The organism is Algoriphagus pacificus, assembly GCF_017254845.1.
Lineage (GTDB): Bacteria > Bacteroidota > Bacteroidia > Cytophagales > Cyclobacteriaceae > Algoriphagus > Algoriphagus pacificus.
On the sequence record NZ_JAFKCU010000034.1, the window covers coordinates 1 to 340 of the forward strand.

The window sequence follows — 340 nt, forward strand, 5'->3', positions numbered from 1 at the left end:
GTCCCCAAATCCGTACCGGATGCACTGGCACTGTGGGTGTGCGACTTAATTCCATCCTGTTCCTGAGACAATACAGCACGACCGCTGGCGGGTTTCCCCTTGATTGTCCAGCCTCGCATATCAGGAAGCACACCCGATGGATACGCGACAGCAAGTTTTGGGTAGGCTGATTTGTCAAACGCCTGCCCCTGCATCAGGACGTAGCCAGACGGAACGATATCTGATGGCCACGGGATCGGCGCACCTGCCGGAAAGGCCGAATTCTCACCGGCCCCAAGGTATTCAAGAACATCTGCAACGGAATTTTTTGCCAGAATATCCCTGCCAACCTGAGTCAGTT

The 340-nt window shown here is 54.7% G+C and carries 1 protein-coding gene; it reads right to left on the reverse strand.

Annotated features, from left to right (window positions below; genetic code table 11):
• A partial coding sequence (locus J0A69_RS22470; RefSeq protein ID WP_236033099.1) for a phage tail protein occupies nucleotides 1-340 on the reverse strand: 340 nt, incomplete at both ends.